Raw genomic sequence first — 21,079 nt, 5'->3', positions numbered from 1 at the left:
CGGTATTTCGATGAGTCTGACGTCACCGACCTTCTTTGCCTTTCTTGCGGCGACGATCGTCGCGTATCACCTGAGCGCGTCCGTGTCATACCGGCGCCTTGTGCTGGGGGCGGCCAACGCCGTATTCATCGGAAGCTATCTCAGCAACGTCACGGAAGTGCTGCCGCTGCTTGCGTTTCTGCTGCTGGGCTATATCGCCGTCATGCTCGTGCATGCGAGACGGTCGGGCCGCGTACTCGGGCTCGGCATAGCGGCGGTCCTGGTCTCGTTCATTTTTCTGAAGCGCTTTTCGTTTTTCGAGCCGCTCGGAAGTCTTCCATTCCCCTACCTGCTGATCGGCCTCTCGTACATTCTCTTCCGCATCCTGCACCTCATAATCGACGTCCGGTCCGGCGATCTCGAGCAGCCGGTCGGTCCCCTGGCGTTCTTCCGGTACACCTGCAACTTCCTGACGTTCGTTTCCGGGCCGATCCAGCGGTATCAGGAGTTTTCGGCTTCCGACGGCGTGGAGCAGGCGCCGCTCGACGCGAACCGGGTCTATGCCGCCTTTTCCAGGATGGCGACCGGCTATGTGAAGTTCGTGATCATCGCCGCCACCGCGGAATACGCCTTCACCTATTTCAGCCAGCAACTGGATCACGCGGCGGGGCCATCGAAGCTCGTCGTGCTCTACGCCGCGGCTTCGTCGACCTACATGATCCATCTCTATTTCAATTTCGCCGGCTACATGGACATCGTCATCGGTGCCGGGCATCTGCTCGGGCAGGCGCTTCCTGAAAATTTCGACAAGCCGTTTCTGTCCCGCAGCTTCCTGGAGTTCTGGCAGCGCTGGCACATGACGCTGTCGCAGTGGTTCAAGTTCTATCTGTTCAACCCGCTGCTGATGGCGTTGATGTCGCTGTTTCCGGCTCCCGCGCTGACGGCCTATCTCGGCGTCGTCGCGTTCTTCGTGACATTCATGGTCATGGGCGTATGGCACGGCACCACGGCCGTGTTCGTCGTGTACGGTCTCCTGATGGGGGTGGGCGCGAGCGTCAACAAGATCTGGCAGATCGGCTGTACCAGCAAGCTCGGCAAGAAAGGCTACCGCGCGCTCACCGAGAAGGTCTGGTACATCTACGGCGCGCGTGGCGTGACGATCGCATTCTTCGTGCTGGCCTTCACCTGCCTGTGGATTCCAGGGCTTCCGCAGCTGTTGTCACTGGTGCAGAGGCTGGGCGTCGTTGGCCTGGGCGGAGGGTTCGCGATGATCGCATTGCTGTTCGCGATCGGCGCTCTGGTAACGGATGGCGTCGTCAAGCGGATCGGCGGCCTATCTGTCGCGGGCCTCGGCGAAGGCCTTTTCGTCCGCAACGCGGTGCTGGCCGGCAAATTGATGTCCATCGTCGCAATCGCGAGCCTCTTCCACAAGGCGCCCGACTTCGTGTACAAGGCATTCTGAATTGAAGTTCATTCTCAAACAGGCCGCGCTCACCTTCGTGTTCCTGGCGGCCTTGTATTTGATCGTTCTCGGCGTGTCGTTCGTCGTCCTGCCGCCTCCGGCGCAAAACGGCGTGCTCGATGCCCAGGCCGCCGGCAACACGCTGTATATGACGCCGCCGAAATATGTTTTTCTTGGTCGTCAGGTGCTGACGACTGCCGACAAGCGGGTCATCATGGTCGGCGCGTCGAACATCGGGAACGGATTCAGGGCCGCGATGGTCCAGCCGCTGATGCAGTGCTCGAAGGTGAGCAACCTCGGCGTCGGCGGGACGAACGTCTCTCAGGTCGAGCAGATCATCGATCTGGTCCATGAAGTTCAGGACCCGCAGGTCCAGAAGCTGAATACGTTCGTCATCGGCGTATGGTACGGCCTGTTCGTGGAATCCGACGTCCGGTACAATGATGCGGACCGGCATCGCGGCGACACGGACATCGATATCGAGCGGTACCGTTACGGATTTGCGCGGCGGACCGCCAGCGGACCGGTGAATGTCGTGCCGCCCGCCTGGCTCGACGCCGGCGTTGCGGCGATCCGCCCGATCCTGCTCCTTGAGAAGGCCACGCGCGAGGTAAGATCCATCGCGGAGCGCGCGGCCGGCCGGTCGCGTGACCGCACGGATGCCGAGCGCGAGGCCGCCGTCATGACCGACAAGCAGAAGCAGGACGCGCTGGCGTACTGGCGTCAGGGCATGGGCAGCAAGGACCAGATCTCGCAGCAGCAGGTCGCGCTGCTGATCGCGACCATCGACCGGCTGCTGAACGGCGGCGAGCGGGTCGTGCTCGCCGACCTTCCCATTCCGGCGTGGCATCGCGACGCCAGCCCGTATTATGCGTCATATCAATCCGCATTGCAGGCCGTCGTCCGGCAGTTCGGCGGTCAGCCCGGTTTTGCGTTCATGCAGATGAGCGACCTCGACGGCAACGAGGACTATTCGGACGAGGTCCATGCCAAGCCGCATCTGGCGAAGGTGTGGTCGGCACGGCTGGCCAAGGTCCTCAATCCGCTGGTATGCAACGGTGAGCGTTCTCCGATTGCGTCCTCCGGATCGTCGCTTAGATAGCCGAAGGCGCGTTTTTTCTTCAACGATGGAATGATGATGACATCACCGCAGATCTACGAAAAGCTCACCGGAATTTTTCGCGATGTCTTTTTCGAAGACGACCTTTCGATCTCGCCGGAGACGACGGCCGACGACGTGGACGGCTGGGACAGCCTGACCCACATCCGCCTGGTTCTGGAGGTTTCCAAGGCGTTCGGCGTCAACTTCACCGCGTCCGAGATCGGCAGCCTCAAGAACGTTGGGGAATTCGCCGAACTCATCGAGAAGAAGCTGCAGGCGAAGGCCTAGCTTCGCAGCCCGTCCTGCCGATCGCATCCGCCGGAGGTTTCCGTTGCTTGCTCAACGCACGTTCGATCTGGACGATCAGCGCCACTTCGCGCGGGTGACTGGCGACTGGAATCCGATTCACGTCGATGAGGTAGCCGCCCGCCGGACCATGGCGGGCTCTCCGATCGTGCACGGCATCCATACGTTGTTGTGGTTGCTCGAGAGCATAGGCAGCCAGATGCCAGATCTGCCGGAGATCGCCAGGTTCAGGGTCAATTTCGGCAAGATGCTGTATCTCGGTGAACTCGCCCAGGCCACGGTCCTGAAGCAGGACGGCAAGCAATTGCGGGCGAAGGTCTCGGTCGGTTCCGTCGATATCATGCAGTTGATCGTCGGCTTCGGGGCCGCCCGGCCGCGATCGGCCGACGTCGGCGGCGGCGCGGCTGCCGGCGAGGTGCTCAATCCGAGCGCGCCTCTGGAGACGACGCTGGAGGCCATGGCGACACAACGCGGGCGGTTGGCCTTCGCCAGCGACGCTGACGAGATCGCTCGCATGTTTCCGATGGCTGCGCGCATGATTGGTCCGCGCCGGGTAGCCGGGCTCGGCTGCAGCACCCGTCTGGTCGGAATGGTCGTTCCGGGCCTGCATTCGATTTTCGGCGGGCTGGAAGTCGGCTTCACGACCGACGAGGATTCGCGCAGCGCGATCGACTACCAAGTCAGCACCGTGCAGCCCGAGCTCAGATACGTCCGTGTGGAGATTTCCGGCGGCGGCATGCTCGGCCACGTCGAAGCCTTCAACCGGCCAGAACCGATTGCGCAGCCCTCGGTCGCGCTGATCAGGTCGAAGGTCGCCGCAGCGGAGTTTGAAGGCTCAATCGCCCTTGTCGTCGGCGGGTCGCGCGGGCTGGGAGAACTGGTCGGAAAGATCGTCGCGGCTGGCGGCGGCAAGGTCGTTCTGACCTATGTTGCGGGAAAGGCCGACGCCGAGCGCGTGGCGCAGGACATCGTCGAGGGAGGCGGAGACTGCCACGTCGTTCCGTACGACGTCTCCGGCGATCCCGAAAGCCAGCTGAAGTCGCTGCCCGCGGCGCCCTCTCATATCTATTATTTCGCAACGCCGTCGATCTTCCGCCGCAAGACGGCGGCCTATTCGCCAGCCGTTTTTCAACAATTCAATGTGTTCTATGTCGCGGGGTTTTACGCGCTGATCGAACAGATGATGCGCGACCGTGAGCCCAAAGATCAACTGTCCGTGTTCTATCCGTCATCGTCGGCGCTGGATCAGAGGCCGGACAACATGACGGAATATGCAATGTCGAAGGCCGCAGGTGAAATTCTATGCCAGGATCTGGACAGGCGCATGAAGAATCTGCGCATTTTGACGGCTCGCCTTCCTCGGATCCTCACCGATCAGACGGCGTCGATTTCCGATGTCGAGTCTGCAGACGCTTTAGAGACGTTGATCCCGCTAGTTCGCGACGTTCAGCGCGGCTGGAAGGCGCGATAACCTTCCGAAAGATCATTGGCGGGGTCACTGTGAATTCCGAGTCGAGGGCGGAGCGCTCGAGCCAAAGCCGTTGCGGCGGGCGGGAATTTTGGGCACGAGTGTCAGCAGCCAGAACACAAGAACATATTGAATCTTGAGGACGGCCGAGTTCACAACCCAAACGAACAGGATATAGTTACAGATCCTGACGTCCAGCGCGCTTGAATATACACGGATGGCAAAGATTGATCCGAGCAGCGCGAGACCCAACAGGCCGTATTCGAACGTCAGCTTCGCCCACGTCGGATCGGCAATTTCGTACTTTACTCGCAGCAGCATTGTGCTTCGGAGGTAACTTCCCCCGCCGTTTCCCAGCCACATGCCAATGCCACCATTGTGCAGGTTCAAATCAACCATGGCTTTCGGCGCAACGTAACGAGCATAACCGCTCGTGCCCGGCTGGTTGATCTCCGCAAGCCGATCGAAGAACAGATTGTTGATACCGGGAATGTCGGCGTAGTAGAGCATCAGCATGACCAGTATCAGCGTGGTGGCGGAAGCCACGAACAGCGGCAACCGCCCAACCGTTCGCGGCAGCACGAGGCCCAGCATCAGGGCGAGCATGCCGGAACCGGAAAATGAGCATAGGAGTGCTGCCGCAAGGGCGCCGATGATGACAAATCTGGCCCGCGTCGAGATTTCAATCAGCAAAGCCAGCGCGGTCATGAGCGAAAGGTCCGCCGACTCGCGAAGGAAGAATCCGTTTGCCTTCACCAGGGAGCCGCCCTCGCGGAGAAACGTGTAAGTGCCGCCTCCACGAATGGCCTCGGGCAGGATAAAATAGATGTTGGTGAGCGCATTGACCTTCAACGCGTTCACTATGGCGAACTGCGCAATGGCGATGATCGCAATCACGGTTGTTGCGGAGACGAAGGTCCCTTGGATAGCTTCGTGGACGGCCTTCAGGTCCGGGCCCGCGCGCAAGCGAAAGGAAAAAGGGGCATAGAGCGCAAACAGCAGAAGCAACGAACTTGAGGAGGCGGGCAGGACGGTCAGCTTCATGGCGGCGAGCGCGCAGGTGACCGTGGCGATGTAGAGAAAGATAGTGGGGACACTGACGGTAGCGTGACCCGATATCAGCATATAGACCACCAGCGCCGCGTAGCTGACGAACTCCATTGTGACCGGGAAATCGCCGATATTGTAGGCGATCTGGGTCAAGAAAAGAGTAGAGGTCACTGCCGCCCGGATCGCCAGCCTGCCCACGCTCGAAAGCTCTTTCTCGGACGTAGCCGAAAGCGATGGGCCTGATTCCGCCAGCGCAGTCATTCAAGCTTGTCCCGATGCGGCGCGTAAGCGCGGGAAGCGGAGAGAGATCTTTAGCGGTTGATTGGTGTGTCCGAACATGGAGGCCGGGGCGCTGAACTTAGCGGAAGACTTTGCCAAGACGAGTGCTGACTGTATCGAGCGAGAAGCGGTTTGAGAACAGGTGCAAAAGCGTTTCTTGACATTCATTGAGTCGATCAAGGTTGTCGACGTTTTCGACGATTGCGTCCGCTAGCCCGGCGATGTTATTCGCGAGGAACATCGCTGACTGTTCCTCTGCCGTTGTGCCAGCCATTGCCTCAGTCAATCCGAAGATTGGTAGTCTTGCAAAAGCATAGTCCATCACTTTTAGCTTGAAACCGCCGCCAAACAGTTCCGGCACCAATCCGCCACGGCTTGAAAGGAAAAGAGGGGAGGGATCGGCGAGTCGCCCGTGGAATTTGAGATATGGCCGCAGGCTCGCATGCCGGTTCTGGATGTGCTGCGGAACGACGCCCACGACGTTCAGGGAGACCTGGCTGCGCTGGAGGGGTGGCAAAAGCGCGTCAATAATGATTTCAAGATTCCGCTGCTTAGCGATCCATTTGAATTCTCCGAGGAGAAGCAAGGACCTTGGGCAATCAGCACTGATCGTCCGCCTCGGACTTGGCGTGCCCAGGAAAACCGGAGGGATCACATACACACGCTTCGCGAATTTCTGAAAATAGGCGGCATCGTTGCTCGTGATACATACGACCGCATCGGCTGCATCAAGAAGCCCGTGCTCGAGTCGTCGATATTTTTCGGCGTCTAGACGCGTCGCCGCGCCGCGAATCGGATTTTGCACGCCGCTCGCAATTTTGGGACGAATGAGCCCCTCCGCGTTGTGCGCGATGTAGCAGAGGGACGCGCCACCGCGGCCTCGTAGAATTGTCGACAGCGCTCCAGCAGAGTAGGCGTGATCGACGACGATCCAGTCCCAGTCCCTACGCAGGAGCCGGCCAAGCTCCTGCTGGAACTCGGGAGTACAGAGAGTGTAGGCATCCTTGGGCAACGAAGATGCAAGACTCCAGAGGCCCGACGATTTCGGCGCTGGAACTTCCACGAGCCGAATGCCTGCAGGCCCAAGCAATGGCCCCGCGGAGTCCTGATCCGTCCTGCGAACGCCAAGGACTGTCAGGCTGACATCGTCCGATTTGACAAGAGCCTTAAGCAGGCCCGCAGTGTAGAGAGCGTCGCCGCTGAATAGCGGCGCGGGCAATCTTCCGCAGATCCAAAGTATCTTCACGTCCGGACTTCCTATCTTCTGCAAACTATTGTTGGCTGTTGCCGAGATTGGCAAGACCGTTACCGACCGGGCAACGCGCGCGCGTAGATTATCGCACCTCGAAGGTTGCCAGCTGGCAAGATCGCGATTTCAGGGGCTGAGCGATCGGCGTGTCGCATTCCAAAGGTGCCGCCGAGCTATATCTTTTGCCTTTCTCATCGGAAACGTCCGCTGTCAGCCTCGCTTCCAAACGATAGCTCCCCGGACGTCGAATGGCCGGCAGCGAGACGCCGACAGAACTAGACCCGTCGGGTCTAACTGTGAAAGCACGTTCGTCGAGCTTGCGACTTGCAGAAGCGGCGGTCGTTCCTGTGTTCTTGTCTACGGCGGCAACAAGCAGAGTTTTGTCGGTCGGATATCCTTCGGGCAGTTTCAGAGCGATTGAGACCTCAATACCGGTGGAGAGATCGGCCGCTGTGATCTCACCAACCTCCGGCCGCCGTCCATTGATCAATGTGTTCTTTGTAAAGGAGGGCTTTGGCATGTCGTTAATCGCGGCGGCGTAGCCAAATTCAGCAGGATCGGGCGTAAACTTGCTGTCTCCACATTGGCGGCTTCCCCGGCTGGATTCCGTAAATTGGCAGACACGAACATAGTCCACTTTGAAATCTTGCGGAAATGCCGCGTCGTCGACGCCGTTCTTTCCCGCCCATTTCGTTCCGCCAACGGCAAAATTCAAATCGATGTGGGCCGGCGGGCCCAACTGCCCGTCCTTTCGCTGCCACTCGTATTTGCGTGTGTAGATTCGACGTCCGTCCCAGAACAGGGAGATTGTGTCGGGAGTCCATACGAAGCCCGCGACGTGCCAATCGCGATTGAGATCGTCCTTACCGACCATGATTCTGAAATCAGTGCGGAAAGAGGGGTCGACAAATGTGAACGGCTGCGGGAGTCCCGGCGGGGTGGACGAGGAGTGCAGCATGTTCGGTTTGTCGGTCGTGCCGTTGATGACATATTCAAAAATATCGATCTCCGGGGGATGCCAGAATTTTCCATCCTGATCGTAGTCCGCCTCGAGCCAAAACGCCGGAAAGACCCCTTTGCCGGAAGGCAAAAACACCCGGGCTTCGTAGTAGCCATAATAAAATGTTCGATGGCTCCGGATCAGGCCGGACTCGAAAAGATCTGCGCCCGGCTTCTTCTCGGCGCGAAGGTTGAGGACGCCCCCGGCGACCGTGACTTGGCTGTCGCGGTATCGCTGACTCTCGTCAGTGAAATGATCCATGGTTTCGTTCTGATAGAGATATCGGGTTGCCCACTTGTTTCGATCCAGAGCGTCGCCGTTAAACTCATCTGAAAACACCATTTCCCACCCACCGGCGCGGCTCGGCAAGATCGGCAAGGCAACCGCCAGCACTGGTATCGTGAGAAGGACGAATAAACGCGACAATACTGCGTGCTTAGGCATACCATAAACCCTTGGTGCTATGCGTATTTCCATTATAATCCGGGTAACCGGACAATGGTAGGATTTGTCCCGCTAATTGGTAGTGTGCGGGCAGAGGTTGGAACAGGAATTATGAGGCAGCAAACTAGACAACCGCCGATGTCTTCGACCGGATCGGAGTTGATGCTGTCGGTGATCATAGCGAACCACAATTACGCACACTTCCTTCGGCAAGCGATAGACTCGGCGCTTGCCCTCGATTGGCCGAACATTGAGGTCATCGTGGTCGATGACGGCTCGACGGATGGCTCCCACGCTATCATCAAGTCATATGGTGACAAGATCCGCGGCGAGCTTCTGCCGAAGTCGACCCAACTGGATGTCCGCAATCACGGCTTTGCAATTTCCAAAGGTGGTATCGTCTCGTTCTTGGATAGCGACGATTTGCTTGATCCCCAGATTATGCGGCGGGCAATGGCCGTGTGGGGCGACGGCGTCAGCAAGGTCCAAGTCCAAATGGGAACTATCGACGCAGATGGGCGTAACCTAAACTCAGACTTTCCGCGGTATCAGTCGGCTCCGACGGCCGACGAATGCCGAACATGGATTTTGACTACTTCGAGTTATCCAACCCCGCCGGGTTCAGGAAACCTATATGCTCGTTGGTTTCTGGAGCGCATTTTCCCATTGGATCATTCATGCGGGGACGCTACCGATTCCTGCTGCGTCACCGCCGCTCCGCTTCTCGGCGACGTGGTCACCATCGTTGACGTGCTCGCCTCCTACCGAGTGCACGGCAACAACCTCGGTGCGATGGCAGATCTGCAACCGCGACGGCTGCATCGTCAAATCGTAAGGGCCCAACAGCGCTTCGATTATATGACCCGGATAGCCGGTGTTGCAGGCTTGAAAGTCAGCGCTCCGGGACCGCAGCTGAGTCTGCACTATTTAATGTATCGTACAGCTTCGTATCGGATCGCTCCGGAGGAGCACCCTCTCCGCGGCGACAGCAGCCTGAATATTGTCAGGGACGCGTTTGCTGCCGTGTGCCGCCCGCAAGGCATTGGCGTGGCCGCAAAGCTTACGGTATTCGTTTGGATTTGCGCAGTACTGTGTTCGCCCCGGTCACTGTCGGAGTGGCTGATGCGTGTGAGGTTCGACTCACAATACAGAGCCGTTCAAAAGGCCAAGCTCACGCGAGCAACTGCATCTTAGGTCCGGTTGCCCAGTTCGGCAAGCCGGACCTCTCGCTTCGCAGAGAGAGCGCAAAACCTCGTCTTGCCGGTGCCGGCTGAGCTAAGCCGCCGCTTTCTTCGTGTTTCGGTGCACCTGCCGCTCGATCCACTCGTAGGTCTTCTCAAGCCCGGAACGCAGCGAGGCCGACGGCTTCCAGCCGAGCTTCTGTCCGATCAATCTGTTGTCAGAATTGCGGCCACGCACGCCCAGCGGACCGGGGATATGCCGCTTGTGGACCTTCTTGCCGGCTATCTCGGCTACGATGTCGACGAGCTGGTTGATGGTGACCATCTCTTCCGAGCCGACATTGACCGGACCCTCGAAGTCCGAGCGAGTTAGGCGAATGGTTCCTTCAAGGCATTCTTCAATGTACAGGAAGGAGCGTGTTTGCGTGCCGTCGCCCCAGATCTCGACGTCGCCGCCATTGGTCGCCATGGCAACCTTTCGGCAGACCGCGGCTGGCGCCTTCTCTTTTCCGCCTTCCCAGGTTCCCTCGGGCCCGAAGATGTTGTGATAGCGCGCCACGCGATTGCGCATGCCGTAGTTGCGGTTGTATGCGAGGTAGAGCCGCTCCGAGAACAGCTTCTCCCAGCCATACTCGCTGTCCGGGTTCGCCGGATAAGCCGAGTCTTCGGCACAATTTGGGTTGTTCGGATCGAGCTGATTGTGCTCGGGATACATGCACGCTGACGACGAGTAGAACATGCCGCGCACATTTCGCTTTTGGCAGGCATCGAGCATGTTAAGATTGATCGTTGCCGAATTGTGCATCACGTCGGCGTCATGCTCGCCCGTGAAAATGTAACCCGCCCCCCCCATGTCAGCGGCAAGCTGGTAAACTTCGTCGAACTTTCGGTCGGCGACCTGCCGGCAAAAATACTGATCCCGCAGATCGCCGATCGCGAAATCATCGGCTTCGGTCTCCGCGAAGGGCGGGAATTTGAGGTCAACTCCGCGGACCCAGAAACCCTCACGTTTCAAGCGCTTGACAAGGTGGCTGCCGATAAACCCACCGGCTCCGCAAACCAGGGCAGTCTTAGTCATGAAGTTCCCTTTCTCGCATGTCGGGCACGCATAGCATACTGGAATACTGTTTCAAAACGGTCCGTGACCCGGGCGATGTCGTAATTGCTCAAAGCAAAATTCCTACCACTTTCGGCTGCCCCCACGCGCAAAAGATCGTCTTCCATCAACTGAACCGCCGACCGCAGAAAGCCGGCCCGATCGGCTGGATCGACCACGAGACCCGCTCCATTCTTGCGGACGACTTCGGACGCGAGATTTTCGGCGGGCGCAGCCAGCAATACCGGCCGCTGGGCACAGAAATATGATTGGACCTTGGATGGAACGGAGAACATGCCCGCGTCCGGCTCGATCGTAGCGACCGCTACGTCGGACGTAGCAAGCACGCTGGGCAGGTCGGAGAATGGCTGCAGCGGCAACAGGACCAGATTGTCGATCGACTGCTCTTTTTTCGCGCGTTCGAGGTCGGCGACGCCAACACCCTGGCTCACAACCACGACGTTCGCACGTCCATTCACCTCCCGAGCCAGATCTACCAAAAGCTGAGGGTTGTGCTTGAGCGCGAGTGTTCCAGAATAGAGAAAGTTGAAGCTATTGGCGAGACCGTAGCGCCGCGACCATCCATTATCCTTCTGCAGCGGGGCGATCTCGGTCAACGTACCCCAGTTCTCGATCGTGAATATCTTCTCCTTGGCATCCACCCATCGATTCGCGACTTCGGTGAAGGACTCCGTTATCACGACTATGGCGTCCGAATTGGCAAACTGCCTGCGCTCGAGCAGCGTGTAATAGGCGCCGACGGCGGCACCTAATCCGCCTAGCTTTTTTTTGAGAAGTTTCGAAACTGCGATGCTGTAGAAGTCCTGCACCCAAAAAACGAAGGCGGCATTACTCTTGCGGGCCGCCTTGACGATCGAGTCCTGTGCTTCGGTCGGAGTGTTTCCCGATATGACTAGGTCCGGTTTCATCGAGAGGATCAAATCTGCGACGGCTTTGCCGTACGCGACGTCGTCGAATCTTCTCCGAACGAACGATGTCTTGTCGTACGCGCGAGGCAGCGTGACACCCTTGAACGACAGTCCGGCAGGGTCGCCTTCCGACCGCTCCAGCCGACCCTTGGGGCCGTGGTCGCCATGAAAATAGGCATGTACAACCCTATGCCCTCTTGAAGCGAGTTCTCTGCTGAGATCTACTTGGAAGGGATGTCCGGCGTAATCGTGGATTAGAATGTTCAAAGCGTTCCTGCGAGATACATCATTTAAATCGCTGATACTTGGTCGAAGACTGATGCCCCAACGCCCGGTGCTTGTCTACTTGAGACTCCCTTAACCCTTAATAGCGGCAGAAATTCTGACAATCCGCGACCGCTGTGCGAAATTGTGTGGGCCATTCCGAAGCAACCGGCGGCGACTTGGTCATCAGCGATCGTTCAGCATTCGCGCCGGCGGCCTCATCCTAGGAAGCGGGGTTCCTCCTCCGGAAAGCTTGCTTCGGAGGCCCGACCCAGTCTTCGCGTCTTGTGCCGGACCTTTGGTCACACAGGATCGAACGTGCAGGGTGACAGCCCAGGAGCGACAATTGGGGCTGGCGCAGCGTTCGTAAAACATGACTTCGTAGTTTCGTAACTGGGTACGATCGTGTCGTCGGGATCGTGCGTGCTACGGCAGCGTTAAAATTTAATGCCCACGATCTGCCGTAGGTGAACTGGTCGTTAAGACACCATTTTAGGCCATCTTTAAGTGAACTGCCGACGAATTTTCCGGTATTTCAAATCCTCCGCAACTCAGTAAGTCGTCGTTGAGCGACGTCCAGGATGGTGGCCTGCGCCAGGAGGGCACGAGCCACTATGAGTTACTCGCAGATCATCAACGGCACAGCAGGTGCCGACGTCCTGTTCGGGGGAATGGGAAACGACCTTCTCACCGGAGGCGCAGGCTCCGATCTCTTTGTGGTGTCGAAGGGGTATGGTTCCGACACCATCAGCGACTTCCAGGCGGGCGCCGGCGGCGATATGCTGCGCGTCCAGAACTATGGTTTCGCCACTTTTGCAAACTTCACGTCGGCCGCTAGCCAGGTCGGAACCGACGTTGTCGTCAAACTGTCGTCGAGCGAGACGCTCACCATCCAGAACGTTGCGCTTTCGTCCCTCACGGCCGCGAATGTCGCACTCGACAATCCGCTTCCGACGAGCGCCGCACCGAACACGGCCTGGACCACGGTTGGAGCCGGAGGCACGCTGACCGGTGGTGCGACCAACGACTCGCTCCAGGCGATGGGTGATGGCGTCACGCTGGTCGGTGGCGCCGGCGACGATACCTTCTACATGCTCAATCACGAAACCAAGGTGGTCGAGCTCGCCGGCCAGGGCATCGACACGATCGTGACGGGCATGATTGACGGCTATAGCCTCGTCAATGCTCCCAACGTGGAGAACCTGCGGCTCGGGGGCACCTACAATTCACCCGCGACCGGCAACGATCTCGACAACATCATCATCGGCAACGCCGCCAACAACGTGATCGACGGCGGGAAGGGGAATGATGTTCTCACCGGCGGCGGTGGTGTCGATACCTTTGTCGTCCGCGCCGGAAACGGAAATGACATCATTACGGACTTCACCGCCGGTTCTGGCGGCGACATTCTCCAGATCAATGGCACGTCCTTCAAGACGTTCGCCGACGTCGCCGCAGCGATGCAGCAGGTCGGCACTGACGCCGTGTTGTCGCTCGGCAACGGCGAGAAGCTGACGCTCGAGAACACCCAGGTTCAGAGCCTGACGGCCTCAAACGTCAATATCGTTACCGCGCCGACCGGTTTGATCCAGACATTCAGCGATGACTTCAACACTCTGTCCGCCGGGCAAGATCCGCATCTGGTCTGGAAGACTAATTACGCCTGGAGCGGGGCTGCGAGCTATTCGCTCACCGGCGAGCAGCAGGTCTACGTCGATCCGAGCTTCTCCGGGCTGCCGGGCGCGCAGTCATCGACCGCGTTGGGTCTGAATCCGTTCTTGATCCAGGACGGCCATCTCGTGATCACTGCGGCGCCGGTCCCGTCGAGCGCGGCCGCCTATGTAGGCAATCATCAGTTCACGTCGGGCGTGATCACGACCGAAAACAGCTTCGTGCAGACCTATGGCTATTTCGAGATGAAGGCCACGTTGTCCGATACCAAGGGCGCGTGGCCTGCGTTTTGGATGCTGCCGATCAACACCCACGGCCAAGCCACCGAACTCGACGCGCTCGAATCGCTTGGCCGGGATTCCGATCAATCGCATTTCGGGTTCGTGTCCGCGACAACGGCGAACCAGGGCTATTGGGCCAATACCGCCGACCTCGCAGCCGGCGATCACACGTTTGGCGTGGAATGGACCCCTTACACGCTGAGCTATTTCGTTGACGGCGTCGAGGTCGGGCAGGTCGCGACACCATCCGACATGAATACCGCCATGTATATGATCGCGAATCTCGCCATGGGCGGCAGCTGGGCCGGCAACGCGGCCGCCGGCACGACGGCGCAGATCAGCATCGACTACATCAAGGCGTACCAGCTCTCCGATTATACGCTCGCCAACTACACCCTTCTGACCAGCGGCGCCTCGACCAGCACGTTCGCCGGAACCGCGGCGGCCGACAGCCTGACCGGGACTAGCGGAAATGATCTTCTCGGCGGCGCCGGAGGCGCCGACACCATGACTGGCGGTCTCGGCGACGACACCTATATCGTCACCGACTCCAATGCCGCGGTCGTCGAAGCCTACGGCGGCGGCGTCGATACGGTGATGTCCTCGGTCAGCTACACGCTGTCCGACTATGTCGAGAACCTGACGCTGACGGGATCCGACAAGATCAACGGCACCGGCAATGCAGAGGCTAACATCATCGTCGGCAACGGCGCGGCGAATATCCTGACCGGCGGACTCGGCAACGACATCCTGACAGGCGGCGGCGGCTCCGACACGTTCGTCGTCAACTCCGGCGATGGCTCCGACATCATCACCGACTTCACCGCCGGATCGTCCGTGGATCACGACGTCGTTCAGCTCAATGGATTTGCGTTCACGTCCTTCGACGACGTCAAGGCGGCGATGACGCAGGTCGGCAACGACGTCTATCTCGCGCTGACAAATCTCGACACGTTGGTGTTCCGCAACACGACGCTCTCGTCTTTCGTGAGCGACAATTTCCAGCTCCCGGCAAGTCTGCCCGTGGGCGGTACCATCACGTCGTGGATCAGCGGGTCGACCAGCAGCCATACCGTCTACGGCACGGCCGCGAACGACAAGATCACGGCGGTGAACAACGACGACGTTTTGACGGGCTGGACGGGCGACGACACCTACGTGATCGGCAATCCGAACCAGAAGATCGTCGAGAGCCCGGGCGGCGGCATCGACAGCGTCGAGGCCTGGTCGTCATACGTCCTGCCGGACAACGTCGAAAACCTGACCTTGATGAAGGGCGGCCTCACCGGAGTCGGCAATGCCCTCGCGAACCGAATGGTCGGGTCCACCGGAGCGGACACGCTCGATGGCGGCGGCGGCAACGACTGGCTGTTCGGCGACGCCGGCAACGATACTTTCATCTACGGCGTGGGCGGCGGTTCCGATACGATCGCGGACTTCCATGTCCTGACCAGCGCGACCGCCGAGCACGATAAGCTGATCCTGAAGGGTTACGACGCCGGCGCCTATCTGACGAATGTCGGCGATCAGTGGACAATTCACTATGCGGGCGGGACCGACACGCTTCGGATCGCGGGTGTGACTCAGCTTTCGTCGTCTGACTACGCGTTCGTCTCGGCCAGCGGCGCATCCATGGTGATGGCGGATTTGACCGTGCCGACGATTTCGGTCGGCACGCCCGGACATGCCGGTGGGCTGGCCGGCGCCGGCGCGACCAATACGGCGCACTCGATCTTGACCGGCTCGGCACAGGCCGGCGTGACGATCAAGGTGTTCGATCAGGCGACTCAGATCGGTGTGACCACGGCTGGCGCCAACGGCAGCTGGAGTTTTGACGCCGCGAGTCTGACGGACGGGCGCCATGTGTTCACGGCGACTGCGACCGACGGGGTGGGCAACGTCAGCGCCGCGTCGAGCGCTTTGAACATGACGGTCGACGCGACCGCGCCGGAAGCGCCGGTGCTCATCTCGGACGTGCCTGCCTCAGGCAACAGGATGGTCGTGACGGGCACGGCGGAGGCCGGCAGCACGATCAATCTGTACGAGGGCAGCACGCTGCTGGGCACCGCCGTGACGGCATCGAACGGGACGTGGAGCGTCACGACCATAGCGCTCGCCGATGGAGCCCATGCCCTCACGGCGACTGCGACCGATGTCGCCGGAAACCTGAGCGCGCTATCGTCCGTGCTTGACCCAATCCTGGGAACGTCGATCGACGCGGTCGGAAATGCCGGTCTGACGCAGGCCAGCAACCGCCTCTGGATATCATCGAGCGGCACCGATGTGTTGCTGAAGTCCAATGGTACGGCCTATCTGATGGGGGCTACCAGCACCTGGAAGCCGATCGCGGTGGAGGCCACCTCGAGCGGCTTCGACGTCGCTTGGAAGAACATCTACACTGGCACCTACACGGTGTGGACCACTGACAGTAACGGTAACTTCACCTCCAATTTGCTGAGCAATGTCTCGGGAACGAGTGCATCGTTGCAGTCCATCGAGACGCTATTTCAGCAGGACCTTAATGGCGACGGCGCGATCGGGCCACACGTAGCACCGCCCGTGACGCTGAGCGGGACGCTGCTGGAGACTGCTGGTATAACGAGCCTGACACAGTCCGGCAATTATTTGCATCTGTCTTCAGGCAGCACCGATGTCGTGTTGAAATCCGGCGGCGCTGCCTATGCGATGGGGCCCACCAGCACGTGGACGGCGATCGGGGCGGAGGCGACCTCCAGCGGCTACGACGTTGCCTGGAAGAACATTTATACTGGGGCCTACACGGTGTGGGCCACCGACAGCAACGGCAACTTCACCTCCAATCTCCTCAGCAATGTTTCTGGAACGGGCGACGCCTTGAAGGCGATCGAGACCGTGATGCATCAGGACCTCAATGGTGACGGAGTGATCAACACGGCATCGAGTGTGTTGGACATCTCCGGCAAAGTTGTCCTCGACCTCACCAACATGAGCCAGGCGGTGAAAATCGAAGCAGGCGCGACGCTCGAATTGACGGGCGGGGTTTCGGGCTCGATCACGTTCGCCAGTGAGACCGGTACGTTGGTGCTAGATCATGCGACGCAGTTTACGGGAAAGATCTACGGTCTGACTGGTGACGGCAGCTCTGCGCATTCGGACATTCTTGATCTGCGGGACATCTCGTTCGGAACGGGAACGCAGGTCTCCTACGCGGGCAATACATCGGGCGGTGTGCTGACGGTCTCGGACGCGCAGAACCATGTCGCAAAGCTGTCGCTGGTCGGCGACTATACCCATTCCACGTTCAATCTCTCGAGCGATGGAAAGGGAGGAACGCTCGTCATCGATCCACCGGCAGACGGATTCAATTTCACGCGCCTCTCGACGCCGCAAGCGAGTGTCCTTTCGACTCCTGTCCCGGCCGGAAACGCCGGTGGCTATGCAGAAGTCTGGTCAGACGGCACGCACGGAAATCAGGCTGATACGACTCACCATGAAGGCCTCAATTTTGGCATCGGCGCAGATCTCCCGGTAGGGGACGTCCATTCGGCTTCGCTTCATGCAATCCCAACGGGCGGATATATCTTGCATGTCTGAGCACTGCGCACGGCCGATATCCCCTGTGTCGATCGTTCTGCTAAGGCGAGTCGCGGCGGGTCGGGACAATAAGGTGCTAGCGTTTGCCAATGGAGGCTGTCGCGTCGAGTTGATTGTCGGGAGTCATGCATCCTTGGCAGATGACCAGCCGCTTGGCGAGTCTCGCCTCCCGGTCGGTCTCGATTTCGTCGTGGACCACCCACCAGGCAGCTGAATAGGGCCGCAATTCGGCCAGAGCCGCTTCGCGTTCCACGTTGGACTCTGGTTCTGATCTGCGAGGCTGCGTCGCGATCCTGTGCGACTGGTGTTGGTTAGGGTCTAACCCCAGTCCGTCCCATGCATAGGCGGGGCTGGGGTCAAGCTTGGCGGTGGCGCTCGGCAACCTCCACGGGGGCTGCTGCGATGCGCATCCAACTAAAGCAATCAACAGCGGCAGCAAAAGCAATATGCGAGTGTTCATAACCGCTTACCGAAGCTGGCGTGGTGCGCGTTACGAGATCCCCACTTTGCGTTTTAATTCGACATGGTTAAGAAATAATGGTTAAGAAATAGTTGGCCTTGACGGAGTGATGTAGTGTTCGCCGGACGATTTTGGCGGCGATCTCCGAATGAAAAGGACTTCCACGACAAATAATACTGGGAGGGCTCATCGCCAAGCCAGAAGGCGGGCCGACGAAAGTTGCCACTGAGACATGGCTGTGACTCTCGATACGGATCGGCTTGGCGGCACAGCTTGGGAAATAGGCATAATCCCGAGAATCTAGCCAGTGCAAGTTCGACCGGTGGTTTAAAAGGTTGGTTTTGAGGCTAAAATCTTTGTGTTTCTGTGAGCAAAGTCAGTAGGTTAGTTAATAAGATGGCTTACGCTGAAGGCCGGTTCACCACAATGGAAGTTGAACATCAATCGACGTTGTTCAGGCCGGTTGCGGGCTTTAGTCTACAGACTGGCGGACAGAGGTTGCTATGACCAGTCTCGAGCGGCAAGACTATCGCGTTATTCTTCGACCACAAGTTGAGGATCACCACGCACCTGAAAAGGAGGCCGATCAGTCCGGCAGCCTAGAGCTATTTGTCCTTCGCGCTCTTCGCCACTATTGGCTGATCGCTGCTGCGGTCTTCTTTTCCGGTGTTATTTCTGCAGTTGCGCTGCACGCCCTGCTTGATACCAAATATGAGGCGACGGCGTCGCTCCTCATCGATAACGGCAAGCAAAGCGACAGTAATCTGGGGTCCGACTCCGTTTTCGTGAATTCGCAAATTGAGTTACTGAACAGCGAGCTCGTCCTTAGATCGGCTATTCAGAGCGTCCGCGACGACAAGCTTTACCCGAAGAGGCCCGACAGCGAGTTTTCTGAGCTGCTGGCCTATCTGGGCGTACCTCAAAAGAGGATGAACAACGAGGATCGCGCCTACAAATTGGCGGCCCAGGCATTAAAGGTGCAGCTCGAACCACGCACCAGCATGATCCGAGTTTCTTTTCGCCATGGAGATCCGCGCATTGCTGCCTCTTTTGTGAACGCGCTCACGGAGAGTTATCTTAGCAAGTACAGAGCACTCTATACGCAAGCTGCGGCTGCCGATTTTCTTCGTGGTGAGATGGATCAGCTTCAGCGCAGGGTCGCAACGGCGGCCGGAGTACTCGGGGCCTTCATGACGGCAAATCGCACATATGCGGTTGACGAACAGAAAAAGCTCTTACTCACTCGCCAGAGTGACCTCGCAAAGTCGCTGGCGACAGTGCGGACAGAGTTGGCGCAAAAGCAGGAGGAATTGCGGGTTGTCGAGGATCAGATCAATCAGCTGAAGCCTAACGCTGCGCGGGCCTCGCAGGCTCGCGATCCTGCTAAACCCGCGCCGGAAGCAGCTGTTCCTCTTCCATACAGCAAGAACTTGTTCGGTGATGATCCGCCTTTGCTCCTGGTCAAGCTGTATCAGGAAGCTACGCAGCAGTTTTTGACCCTGAAGATGACGATCGCTGGTCTTCGCGCGGCCGAATCAGCGCACACAGCAGAACTGGACAATGTCGCGAAAGACCTTGTGAACCTTGCCGGGCTCGAGGCCGAAACCAACCGCCTCAAGCGGCAGCTTACGTCGGCTGAACAAGAACTTGCAGAGATTACCTCCCGCGCCGGAGAGAAGCGAATTGCGGCGGCAATGACGGAAAACAATCTTTCGGCCATCAAAATTGCGCAACCGGCGTCGATTCCTTTTGAAACTGCGGGACGCAGTGTTTGGTTGTTCCTCGCTGTGGGTGGCTTCCTGTCGGCCGTGACGGCGGTGGGGGTGGCTTGCTTGTTGCAGTTAATTTCGACCTACCGAAACCCACCGACCTACATAGCTGCGAACTTTCTGCGGACGGTGCGCTTCTATCTCTTCTTCCCCGGGTAGGTGGGTTGCTGTGGTTCTTGGTGCTCGTCGCTGTCACTGAGAGTCGATACCGATTGGCGAATAAAATGTGGGCTCATCCATCCAAAGGGCTGGATTTCCGGTGCGTGGATTACCAGCCCACGCCAGGACAGCAAGAATAGTACAAACTCACCCACGACGGTCGCATAAGCGGCACCCATCGCACCGAAAGCCGGAATGAAACTGCACGACGCTGCGATCGAGGCGAGCGCTGCAAGGCCGAGATATATTACTCGCGGGATCGTCTGCGGCCCGGTCACGAGCAATGAGCTGTATGCGCTTTGTAGAAATCTTACCGGGATCGCAACACTCATGACAAGCAGCAGATTGATCGATGGAGCATATCTCGATCCGAACAACCAAGGGATCAGTGAATTGGCACTGACCATAAGAGCCAACATTGCGGACAAGCCGACCGCGGCCATCAGAGCCGCGGACAAGTAGAAAGCGGCGGCAAGTTTTGGTCGGTCATGGTGACCCCAATGAAATGTCCTTTCAGCGATAAACTTTGAGTAGAACACGGAAGGGAACATCAGAGTCGCGGAGACGATCAGAAAGGCGATATTGTACTGCGCGGTCTCCGCGCCGCCGCGAAAGTACTCCAATATTACGATTGGTCCTTGGAAGAACAAGAGATACAGAGCGCCAAAGAGTAGAAATGGACCTGCAGAACGAAGTGTATCCAGTACAGAAGGATGGGAATGCCGATAGCTGCTCAATAGACGGTTCCATGAACGCACTGGCACTATGGCTAAGCTCCAGAAGAGCGCGATCAGCCCCATTAGCCCAAATCCGACGAGTACGGAACGCAGGCTAGAAAGGGCAAATGTCTTAAGGACAAGCGCGACCGTGGCGCGTCCAAGGGGGGTGACGACTTGCCAGAACGCGACCTGGTGAGCGCTTCGCTCGATTTGATAGCGAACGGATGTGAGCTCGACTGCCAACTGGCCCAACAGCATCGGAACCGAAGCTGCGAGCAGCAGCATGCGTTCTGAGGGAAGAAATCTTGCAATGGTGAGAGTGTAGGCCGCAAGGCCGGCGATGCTAAGCCCCGTGAGCAATGCGACCAATTTTGAGGCAGGAAAGTACCAGCGACAAGCTGCGTCCTTCTCCATGCCCACGACCTGTAGGAGAAACCAGTTCATTCCTCCCATGCCGACAAGTGCAAGAAAGTTGATCATCGAGGACAAGGCAGCAATGGCACCAAGAGACTCTAGTTCTAGCGACCGGGCTAGCGTAAGTTGTGCAATGAAATTCAATAGAGCCGCAACAAATGTGCCGGAGAATAGCAGCGTTAACGCAGCCACTGCTCTTTTGATAAATGCGTTGCGGATCATTC

The 21,079-nt window shown here is 58.6% G+C and carries 14 protein-coding genes; 7 read left to right on the top strand and 7 right to left on the bottom strand.

All coding sequences use genetic code 11. The features are described from left to right. Positions 1-10 precede the first annotated feature (10 nt). The 4 genes from IC761_RS27810 to IC761_RS27795 are packed head-to-tail and all read left to right on the top strand — an operon-like array spanning position 11 to position 4,320. Entirely contained in the window at positions 11-1,441 is a 1,431-nt protein-coding gene (locus tag IC761_RS27810) for an MBOAT family O-acyltransferase (protein WP_195799867.1), read from the top strand. A gap of 1 nt (position 1,442) precedes the next feature. Further along, positions 1,443-2,543: a hypothetical protein gene (locus IC761_RS27805; protein ID WP_195799866.1), complete on the top strand. Its 1,101-nt coding sequence runs from the start codon at positions 1,443-1,445 to the stop codon at positions 2,541-2,543. Between the two features lie 36 nt (positions 2,544-2,579). Then, positions 2,580-2,831 (top strand): acyl carrier protein, encoded by a 252-nt coding sequence (locus IC761_RS27800; RefSeq protein ID WP_195799865.1) that lies wholly within the window; start codon positions 2,580-2,582, stop codon positions 2,829-2,831. Positions 2,832-2,874: 43 nt separating this feature from the next. After that, positions 2,875-4,320: an SDR family NAD(P)-dependent oxidoreductase gene (locus tag IC761_RS27795; RefSeq protein ID WP_195799864.1), complete on the top strand. Its 1,446-nt coding sequence runs from the start codon at positions 2,875-2,877 to the stop codon at positions 4,318-4,320. 24 nt (positions 4,321-4,344) lie between these two features. Here the strand turns inward: IC761_RS27795 and IC761_RS27790 are convergent, their stop codons facing one another. The 3 genes from IC761_RS27790 to IC761_RS27780 all read right to left on the bottom strand — a co-directional run bounded on the left by IC761_RS27790 (position 4,345) and on the right by IC761_RS27780 (position 8,339). Then, positions 4,345-5,628: a hypothetical protein gene (locus IC761_RS27790; RefSeq protein ID WP_195799863.1), complete on the bottom strand. Its 1,284-nt coding sequence runs from the start codon at positions 5,626-5,628 to the stop codon at positions 4,345-4,347. A gap of 97 nt (positions 5,629-5,725) precedes the next feature. Further along, the gene (locus IC761_RS27785) at positions 5,726-6,892 is read right to left on the bottom strand and encodes a glycosyltransferase (RefSeq protein ID WP_195799862.1); all 1,167 of its coding nucleotides are present in this window, start codon (positions 6,890-6,892) and stop codon (positions 5,726-5,728) included. An 88-nt stretch (positions 6,893-6,980) separates the two neighbouring features. Next, complete coding sequence (locus tag IC761_RS27780) at positions 6,981-8,339, bottom strand: glycoside hydrolase family 16 protein (protein ID WP_195799861.1); 1,359 nt, start codon at positions 8,337-8,339, stop codon at positions 6,981-6,983. Between the two features lie 162 nt (positions 8,340-8,501). Here IC761_RS27780 and IC761_RS27775 point away from each other — a divergent pair, with 162 nt between their 5' ends. After that, positions 8,502-9,533 carry a glycosyltransferase family 2 protein gene (locus IC761_RS27775; protein WP_195799860.1) on the top strand — a complete coding sequence of 344 codons (1,032 nt, stop codon included), beginning with the start codon at positions 8,502-8,504 and terminating at the stop codon, positions 9,531-9,533. A gap of 81 nt (positions 9,534-9,614) precedes the next feature. On the opposite strand, the gene IC761_RS27770 is transcribed toward IC761_RS27775, so the two are convergent. Together IC761_RS27770 and IC761_RS27765 are read right to left on the bottom strand one after the other, a co-directional pair. Beyond that, positions 9,615-10,598: an NAD-dependent epimerase/dehydratase family protein gene (locus IC761_RS27770; protein ID WP_195799859.1), complete on the bottom strand. Its 984-nt coding sequence runs from the start codon at positions 10,596-10,598 to the stop codon at positions 9,615-9,617. Then, positions 10,595-11,812 (bottom strand): glycosyltransferase family 4 protein, encoded by a 1,218-nt coding sequence (locus tag IC761_RS27765; protein WP_195799858.1) that lies wholly within the window; start codon positions 11,810-11,812, stop codon positions 10,595-10,597. Before IC761_RS27765 ends, IC761_RS27770 begins: the two co-directional genes overlap by 4 nt. A gap of 611 nt (positions 11,813-12,423) precedes the next feature. Here IC761_RS27765 and IC761_RS27760 point away from each other — a divergent pair. Beyond that, entirely contained in the window at positions 12,424-17,334 is a 4,911-nt protein-coding gene (locus tag IC761_RS27760) for an Ig-like domain-containing protein (protein WP_195799857.1), read from the top strand. Between the two features lie 76 nt (positions 17,335-17,410). On the opposite strand, the gene IC761_RS35965 is transcribed toward IC761_RS27760, so the two are convergent. Continuing rightward, complete coding sequence (locus tag IC761_RS35965) at positions 17,411-17,587, bottom strand: hypothetical protein (protein WP_246791339.1); 177 nt, start codon at positions 17,585-17,587, stop codon at positions 17,411-17,413. Positions 17,588-18,297: 710 nt separating this feature from the next. On the opposite strand from IC761_RS35965, the gene IC761_RS27750 reads away from it, so the two are divergent. Beyond that, the gene (locus tag IC761_RS27750; protein WP_195799856.1) at positions 18,298-19,722 is read left to right on the top strand and encodes a GumC family protein; all 1,425 of its coding nucleotides are present in this window, start codon (positions 18,298-18,300) and stop codon (positions 19,720-19,722) included. On the opposite strand, the gene IC761_RS27745 is transcribed toward IC761_RS27750, so the two are convergent. Further along, complete coding sequence (locus tag IC761_RS27745) at positions 19,701-21,077, bottom strand: lipopolysaccharide biosynthesis protein (RefSeq protein ID WP_195799855.1); 1,377 nt, start codon at positions 21,075-21,077, stop codon at positions 19,701-19,703. The genes IC761_RS27750 and IC761_RS27745 overlap by 22 nt on opposite strands. Between the last annotated feature and the right edge of the window lie 2 nt (positions 21,078-21,079).

It is taken from the genome of Bradyrhizobium commune, from assembly GCF_015624505.1.
GTDB classification, from domain to species: Bacteria; Pseudomonadota; Alphaproteobacteria; order Rhizobiales; family Xanthobacteraceae; genus Bradyrhizobium; species Bradyrhizobium commune.
Note: the sequence above shows the minus strand (reverse complement) of the source record. Positions and strands in the feature narration are given on the sequence as shown.